Origin of the sequence: Massilia sp. 2TAF26 (assembly GCF_052115005.1) — a bacterium.
In the GTDB taxonomy this organism is placed as follows: domain Bacteria; phylum Pseudomonadota; class Gammaproteobacteria; order Burkholderiales; family Burkholderiaceae_D; genus Telluria.
In genome coordinates this window covers 23,596-31,303 of the sequence record NZ_JBFRFV010000044.1, presented here as the reverse complement: position 1 = coordinate 31,303, position 7,708 = coordinate 23,596, and the positions used below count along the sequence as shown (strand labels likewise).

The 7,708-nt window shown below is 65.2% G+C and carries 6 protein-coding genes; 5 read left to right on the top strand and 1 reads right to left on the bottom strand.

The window, feature by feature from the left end; all coding sequences use genetic code 11:
* The 5 genes from AB4Z32_RS26125 to AB4Z32_RS26105 form a co-directional block, all read left to right on the top strand.
* A partial coding sequence (locus tag AB4Z32_RS26125) for an NAD-dependent epimerase/dehydratase family protein (protein WP_442124768.1) occupies positions 1-456 on the top strand: 456 nt, incomplete at its 5' end.
* Positions 457-472: 16 nt separating this feature from the next.
* Positions 473-1,414, top strand: coding sequence for a polysaccharide deacetylase family protein (locus tag AB4Z32_RS26120; RefSeq protein ID WP_442124767.1), 942 nt, complete (start codon positions 473-475; stop codon positions 1,412-1,414).
* A 46-nt stretch (positions 1,415-1,460) separates the two neighbouring features.
* Entirely contained in the window at positions 1,461-1,940 is a 480-nt protein-coding gene (locus tag AB4Z32_RS26115; RefSeq protein WP_442124766.1) for a peroxiredoxin, read from the top strand.
* A 215-nt stretch (positions 1,941-2,155) separates the two neighbouring features.
* On the top strand, positions 2,156-3,970 hold the full coding sequence (locus AB4Z32_RS26110) for a PhoH family protein (RefSeq protein ID WP_442124765.1): 1,815 nt from the start codon (positions 2,156-2,158) through the stop codon (positions 3,968-3,970).
* Between the two features lie 273 nt (positions 3,971-4,243).
* Complete coding sequence (locus tag AB4Z32_RS26105) at positions 4,244-4,483, top strand: hypothetical protein (RefSeq protein ID WP_442124764.1); 240 nt, start codon at positions 4,244-4,246, stop codon at positions 4,481-4,483.
* Positions 4,484-4,577: 94 nt separating this feature from the next.
* Here AB4Z32_RS26105 and pulA read toward each other — a convergent pair whose 3' ends face one another.
* A complete protein-coding gene (gene pulA / locus AB4Z32_RS26100) occupies positions 4,578-7,691 on the bottom strand; it encodes a pullulanase-type alpha-1,6-glucosidase (protein WP_442124763.1) in 3,114 nt (1,037 codons plus the stop codon).
* Between the last annotated feature and the right edge of the window lie 17 nt (positions 7,692-7,708).

The window sequence follows — 7,708 nt, the reverse complement described above, 5'->3', positions numbered from 1 at the left end:
GTGCTGACCCAGTTCTTCGGCCACATCGTGCGCGGCGAGACCATCTCGCTGGTCGACGGCGGCCACCAGAAGCGCGCCTTCACCTATATCGATGACGGCATCGAGGCCCTCATGAAGATCATCGAGAACAAGGACGGCAAGGCCAGCGGACAGATCTACAACATCGGCAACCCGGCCAACAATTATTCGATCCGCGACCTGGCCGGCATGATGCTCGAGCTGGCCGCCGAGTACCCGGAATACGCGGCCGGCGCGCAGAAGGTGCAGATCGTCGAGACCAGCTCGGGCGCCTACTACGGCGCCGGCTACCAGGACGTGCAGAACCGCGTGCCGAAGATCGAGAACACGATGCAGGACCTGGACTGGGCACCGACCACCACCATGGCCGACGCCCTGCGCGGCATCTTCGATGCCTACCGCGGCCAAGTCGGCGCCGCCCAGGCACTGATGGACTAAGCGGCAGGGAATCGACTTGGCTCCTCTGCTCGTCCTCAAGATCGACGTCGACACCTACCGCGGCACTTTGGTCGGCGTGCCCAACCTGGTGCGCATGCTGAGCCGGCACGCCGCCGGCGCGACCTTCCTGTTCTCGCTGGGGCCCGACCATACCGGCTGGGCCATGCGGCGCGCCCTGCGTCCCGGCTTCTTCCAGAAGGTCTCGCGCACCTCGGTGGTCGAACACTACGGCTTCAAGACCCTGATGTACGGCGTGCTGCTGCCGGGTCCGGACATCGGCGCCAAGGGCGCGGCGGAGATGCGCGCCGCGCGCGATGCCGGCTTCGAATGCGGCATCCATACCTGGGATCACGTGGTATGGCAGGACAATGTCCGCGCCAGGGATGCGCAGTGGACCGATCGCATGATGCAGAAGAGCGAGCAGCGCTACGCCCAGGTGTTCGGCGAGGCGCCGCATACCCATGGCGCGGCCGGCTGGCAGATGAACGTGCATGCCTTCAGGCGCCACGACGCCCAGGGTTACGCCTATGCCTCCGACGGCCGCGCCATGCTGCTCGACGATGGCGCGCTGGCCGACCCGCAGGCCGGCCCCTACCGCTTCACCGGCATGCGGCACATCCAGATGCCGACCACCCTGCCCACCCTGGACGAGCTGCTGGGCCGCGAAGTGGGCGGCGCCGAGCTGACGACGCAGAACATCGCCGCCCACATCCTCAAGCTGACGGCGGAAAACCGGCGCGATCACGTGTATACGCTGCACGCCGAGCTTGAAGGACAGAAACTTGCCCCCATCTTCGAGCAGCTGTTATCAGGTTGGAAAGCTCAAGGCTATCAGCTTGCCTCAATGGCCGACTATTATGAGAAGATAAAGCATGCCCCGCTGCCCGAATATCCAGTTCAGTGGGGAGAACTACCGGGCCGGTCAGGAGAGCTGATCGTCCTCGACACCAAAACCTGAGCCGCGGCTTTCGCGCCGCGCTCATTGTTCCTGACAGGAGAACCCCGTGGCCGAAAGCCCATCCGCAACAGCTACCGAACCCTTGGCCAACTTCACTGCCGCCATGACCGGCGACCAGACCTTCGAGCTGCAGGGTCGCCCGGCAAAGTTCACGGTGCTGTATTTCTATCCAAAGGACAATACCCCCGGCTGCACCACGGAAGCCATGAACTTCCGCGACCACCACGACGAGATCACCGCGCTGGGCGCCGCCGTCTACGGCATCAGCCGCGACTCCTTGCGTTCCCACGAGAACTTCAAGGCCAAGCTCGGCCTGCCCTTCGAACTGATCTCCGACCCCGAAGAAGCGGTCTGCACCCAGTTCGATGTCATGAAGATGAAAAACATGTACGGTAAGAAGGTACGGGGGGTCGAGCGCAGTACGTTTGTCATTGACGCTAACGGCAAAGTGGTGAAAGAATGGCGTGGCGTGAAAGTCAATGATCACGTGGCGGAAGTGCTCGAATTCCTGAAGAGCCAGCCCTGAACGGATGGCTCCGGTTGATTAACCCGATGCCCGATGTTTGCCTATTTTGAGTCCTAGTTTTACCTCAACGCATCATTCCAATCCGGCCGCCGGCCGCGCTCCCATTGATGAGCGGCCGGGGCCACGCAGCTCCCCCCACAGTTGCATCTGTCCGGCCCGGCGGCGCACACGTCCGCGCGGCGCATTTTTCCGACTTCATACCGATTGAGAACCTGATGCCACTACCGAAAATTCCAAGCAAGCCGGCGACGATTCTGCTGGCAAAGGATTACCCGAAGGCCGAACCCGGCAAATCGCCTGTCCGCGCAGCCGCGAAGGCGGAGAACGACCCGGTCGAAGACCTGATCAGCGGCCCGGCAGTCCCGGCCAAGACCACCCGTGCGCGCAAGTCGAAGGCTGCGCTGCTGGCCGAGGGCCAGGGTCGCGAGAGCCTGCCGGTGCGCGAAACGACGCCGCCGGCCGCGCCGGCCAAGCTGCCCGCGCCTCCACGCGAAGACAAGAGCGGCAAGAACGGCGCCGCCGCGAAGCTGCGCGAGACCGACATGAACGAGCCGCATCCGGCCAAGCACAAGCCGGTCGAGGTCAACGTCAAGTCCTCGGCCAGCCGCAAGGCCGACAGCGTCGGCAGCACCAAGATGTTCGTGCTCGACACCAACGTGCTGATGCACGACCCGACCTCGCTGTTCCGCTTCGAGGAACACGACGTCTACCTGCCGATGATGACGCTCGAGGAGCTCGACAACCACAAGAAGGGCATGTCGGAAGTCGCGCGTAACGCACGCCAGGTATCGCGCACGCTGGACGCCCTGATCGCCAATACCGACGACGACGGCATCGAGACCGGCATCCCGCTGGCCAAGCTGGGCAACAAGGATGCGCGCGGCCGCCTGTACTTCCAGACCCGCCTGAACGCCGCCAGCCTGCCGGAAGGCCTCCCTTCCGGCAAGGCCGACAACCAGATCCTGGGCGTGGTGCGCGCGCTGGAAGCCGACCAGTCGGGCCGCGCGATCGTGCTGGTGTCGAAAGACATCAACATGCGCATCAAGGCGCGCGCCCTGGGCCTGGCGGCCGAGGACTACTTCAACGACCACGTGCTGGAAGACACCGACCTGCTGTACTCGGGCATCGTCCAGCTGCCGGACGATTTCTGGACCAAGCACGGCAAGAACATGGAGTCCTGGCAGGAAATCAAGGGCGGCAACTCGTCGACCTACTACCGCGTCACCGGCCCCTTCATCCCCTCGCTGATGGTGAACCAGTTCGTGTTCTTCGAACCGAACAACGGCGAAGCGCCCTTCCAGGGCCAGGTCAAGGAAATCAACGGCAAGACCGCCGTGTTCCAGACCCTGCGCGACTACAGCCACAACAAGAACAATGTCTGGGGCATCACGGCGCGCAACCGCGAGCAGAACTTCGCCTTGAACCTGCTCATGAACCCGGAGGTCGACTTCGTCACCCTGCTCGGCCAGGCCGGCACCGGCAAGACCCTGCTGGCATTGGCGGCGGGCCTGGCCCAGGTGCTGGAGACCAAGGTCTACAACGAGATCATCGTCACCCGCGTGACGGTGCCGGTGGGCGAGGACATCGGCTTCCTGCCGGGTACCGAGGAAGAGAAGATGTCGCCGTGGATGGGCGCCTTCGACGACAACCTCGAAGTGCTGATGAAAGGCGACGGCGATGCCGGCGACTGGGGCCGCGCCGCGACCCAGGACCTGATCCGTTCGCGCATCAAGATCAAGTCGCTCAACTTCATGCGCGGCCGCACCTTCGTGAACAAGTTCCTCATCATCGACGAGGCCCAGAACCTGACGCCGAAGCAGATCAAGACCCTGGTCACGCGCGCCGGTCCGGGCACCAAGATCCTCTGCCTTGGCAATATCGCCCAGATCGATACGCCTTACCTGACCGAAGGCTCGAGCGGCCTGACCTATGTGGTCGACCGCTTCAAGGGCTGGAGCCACGGCGGCCACGTGACCCTGGCGCGCGGCGAGCGCTCGCGCCTGGCGGATCACGCCAGCGACGTGCTGTAAGTTTCAGCGGTCGGGTTCAAACAAAAAGCCTGTGCGCCGGAAGGCCCGCAGGCTTTTTTACGTCCGTTTTATTGCCGTATTTACAGTTAATGGTGCAAAATTGCAAATTCGAAATATCCCCTCCTCGTTGGGGCTATCATTCCGCGATCCTCATGCGGTAAAAACAAGGCAGAAACACCGCGAAACCATATGAAATTCCGATTCTGGCGTCGCGTTGTGAACGGGATTCGACCGCTTTTTCAACCGTAGTACCACCATAAGGAGAGAGACCCCATGAAGTACCTGATCCTGCTGGCCGCAAGCTGCTCGGCCCTGCTGGCCGGCTGTGCGACCGAAACGCCGGACGGCGCAAGCGCCCAGCGCAGCGGCCCGGAAGAGACTTACGTCCCGACCGGCAGTTCGATCGCACGCCGTAACGTCGATCGCACCACTGCCGTCAAGACCGCCAACAAGGAAGAACTGGAAAATTCGCGCATGATGGGCGGCGGCGCCCTGAACCTGCCGCGAAACTGACTTGTCGCGGCGCCGGGTTGCCGCTGAGCTGAAGCGAAGGGCCAGGAGTTCGTCACTCCCGGCCCTTTTCATTTACAACTACGACGTCGCGCCGTCAATCGTTGGCGTTCTGGACGAACACCGCGGCCGTGCGCGCAGGGATGCTGAAGGCCCCGCCGTTGCGTTCGAAAGCCGAGGACTTCACCACCTCGTCGCTGCCGTTGCGCTGGAGCCGGTGCAGCTGCAGCTTGCGGCCTTTCAGGGCCGGCACGGCGATGGTCTTCGCCGACTTGTCGACGTTGAACACCACCACCACCCCCTTGTACTGCGCGCCCTGGTATTTGCCCGGATCGTTGCCGTCGATTTCCATCACGATCACGCCCGGCACCTGGTCGGGTCCGGTGTTATGGAATTTCAGGCGCTCGATCACGTCCTGGGCGGTACGCAGGCGGAACAGGGTCGAGTCCTGGCGGATCGCCAGCAGCTCTTCGAACACCGCCTTCGCCTGCAGGATCGCGCGGGTGTCCGGCCTGATCAGCGGGTTAGTCAGGATCGGCGCCATCATGCCCCAGTTGTCCTGGTTCGGCCCCGCCATCGGCAGGCCGACGCCGAAGTTGTTGGACGTGTAGCTGTAGTCGAGGCGGTTGAACCAGTCGCCGGCGTTGTAGCTGTCGCGGTCGAGCGACTTCGAACGCAGGATCTCCTGGCCGGCATGGATGAAGGGCACGCCCTGCGACAGCAGCACGATGGCCGCGCCCAGGTTCTGCACGCGTACGCGGTCCGCCAGGCTGGTCGATTGCGGCAGGCGGAAGGCGTTGATGTCGAACAGGGTCTGGTTGTCGTGGGCCTCGATGTAGTTGATGACCTCGGACGGGCTGGCCGCGAAGCCGGCCTGCTGGCCGAAGTAGTCGATCTGGGCGTTCGTGCGCAGGGAACCGGAACGGTCGGTGAAGCGGTAGTCGCGCAGGGTGCCGGACAGGCTTACCCTCACCATGTCGGCCAGGCGCAAGGCATCGTCGCGGCTCTGGTTCGCCTGCGCATTCGGGTCGTACCACACGCCGTTGATGAAGCCCTGCTGGCTGATCAGCGCACTGCCGCTGTCGCAGCAGCCGCCGCCGCGCACCGCGTCGCGCATGCGGTCGTTGAAGGAGCCGATGCCGGTGCCGGCCATGTTCGCCTGGCGCGCCTGCACGAAGCGGGCGTCGTTGGCCACGTTGCCGAAGTTCCAGGCTTCGCCGTACAGGTAGATGTCGCGGCCGGCGGCCTGGTTCACCGACGCCTGCAGGCGCTTCAGCAGGTCGAGCGGCGTGAAGCCCATGATGTCGAAGCGGAAGCTGTCGACCTTGTACTGCCTGGCCCACAGCGACACCGAGTCGATCATCAGCTTGCCCATCATCGTGTTTTCCTGGGCGGTATCGGCGCAGCAGCTGTCGTTCAGGATGCTGCCGTTGGCGCCGAGGCGGTAGTAATAGGTCGGCACGATGCGGTCCAGCACGGACAAGGGTCCCTGCTGCGACTGGCTGGTGTGGTTGTAGACCACGTCCATGGTCACGCGCAGGCCGGTCTCGTGCAGGTTCTGCACCATCGCGCGGAACTCGCGCACGCGCGCGGCGCCGTCGTTGGCGTTGCTGGCATAGCTGCCTTCCGGCGCGTTGTAGTGCACCGGATCGTAGCCCCAGTTGAAGCAGTCGCTGTCCTGTACCGCGGCGACCGCGGCCTGCTGGGCGGTCGAATCGGCGGCCGCGTTCGGAATGCCCGGCGTCGCGCAGCCGGCCTCGTTCACGCTGGCGAAGTCGAAGCTGGGCAACAGGTGGACGTGGGTCATGCCGGCCTTCTGCAGCGACTTCAGGTGGCGCATCGGGTTGGCGTCGTCGTCGGTGAAGGCCAGGTACTTGCCGCGGTGGGCGGCCGGCACCGTCGTGTCCTGCGCCGAAAAATCGCGGATGTGCAGCTCGTACAGGGCGATGTCGGTGGGCGCGTCGAGCTTCGGAATGCGCTGGCCGTCCCAGCCGGCCGGTTTCAGCGCCGGGCTGTCGAGGTTGGCCACGAAGGAGCGGGTGCTGTTGGCGTTCAGGCTCGGCGAGTACGGGTCGGTGACGGTATTCGTCACCAGCGCGTTGTTCGCCCAGCGCGACAGCACCTGCACGGTATAGGTGTAGTAGGCGCGGTTGGTCCAGGACGCGTCGCTCGCCGTGTAGCGCCACACGCCGCTGGCCGCTTCCCTCGTCATCGGCACGGTGCTGGCGGCCGGCGCATCGGCGTTCGGATAAACGTTCAGCGCGACCGATTTCGCCGTCGGCGCCCACACGCGGAAGGTCGGCACGCCGGCGCGGTCGAAAGTCACGCCCAGCTGGGCGTTCGCGGCCGCCTGCGCGAACACCTCGTCGAGCATGCCGGCCGTCTGCAGCGAGGTCACCTGCACCAGGTTGCCGGCGCCGTCGTACTGGGCGATGGCGAACTGGCCGCTGGCCAGCCCGGCGACTTTGGCGGCGTCCGCCGCGGCCAGCTGCAGGCCGGTGGCGCCGGCCAGGTGCGGGTACTTGCGGCGGATCGCGTCGGACAGGGGCGCGAGGCTCAGGGTGAAGCTGCCTTCCGCGCCGGCCAGGCCGGCGGCGGCATCCGGCGTGGCCGTCAGGCCGCCATTGGTCGCGTAAAACAGCCTGTAGCTGCCGGTGGTGGGCACGCCCGGCCAGGCCAGGGTGGTGGCCGACAGCCAGTGGGCGCTGGCGAAGGCCAGGCTGCCGTAGCTGAGGGCCGGCCGGCTGGCGTAGACGGTGCAGTCGCCTTCCAGCATCCAGATCTCCTGGCCCTTGCTGGACACATCCGCGTTCAGGTCCGCGTGCTGGTCAGCGCCGCAATTCTTGGTGCCGCCGCCGTCGGTGACCAGGAACCAGATCGCGCTTTTGCCGGCGGCCAGCGGGATGTCGACGTAGCCGCCGAAGCCGTCCGTGCCGGTGAACATGAAGCGGTCCGTGATCCAGGCCGAGCTGGGCTGCTGCGGGCCGTCCCAGGAATACACGCCCCACTGGGCGGTGCCGTTCTGCACGCGGTGGAAGTGCATGCGGATGCTGCCCGGCGCGACCGCCGGGGCCGCAGCGGGCGCCGCGGCCAGCAGGCGGGTGCCCGAGCCGGCGCCCTGCTGGACTGCGCTGCCGCTGTCGCCGGCACCGCATCCGGCGAGTAGCGCGGAAATGCAAACGGCTGCAGCAAAGTGCAGCCGTGAAGTCAAACTACGTCCTGGTAGCA

Coding starts and splice junctions, on each gene's coding strand:
- AB4Z32_RS26110 (WP_442124765.1), top strand. CDS start 2,156: ATGCCACTACCGAAAATTCCAAGCAAGCCGGCGACGATTCTGCTGGCA.
- AB4Z32_RS26105 (WP_442124764.1), top strand. CDS start 4,244: ATGAAGTACCTGATCCTGCTGGCCGCAAGCTGCTCGGCCCTGCTGGCC.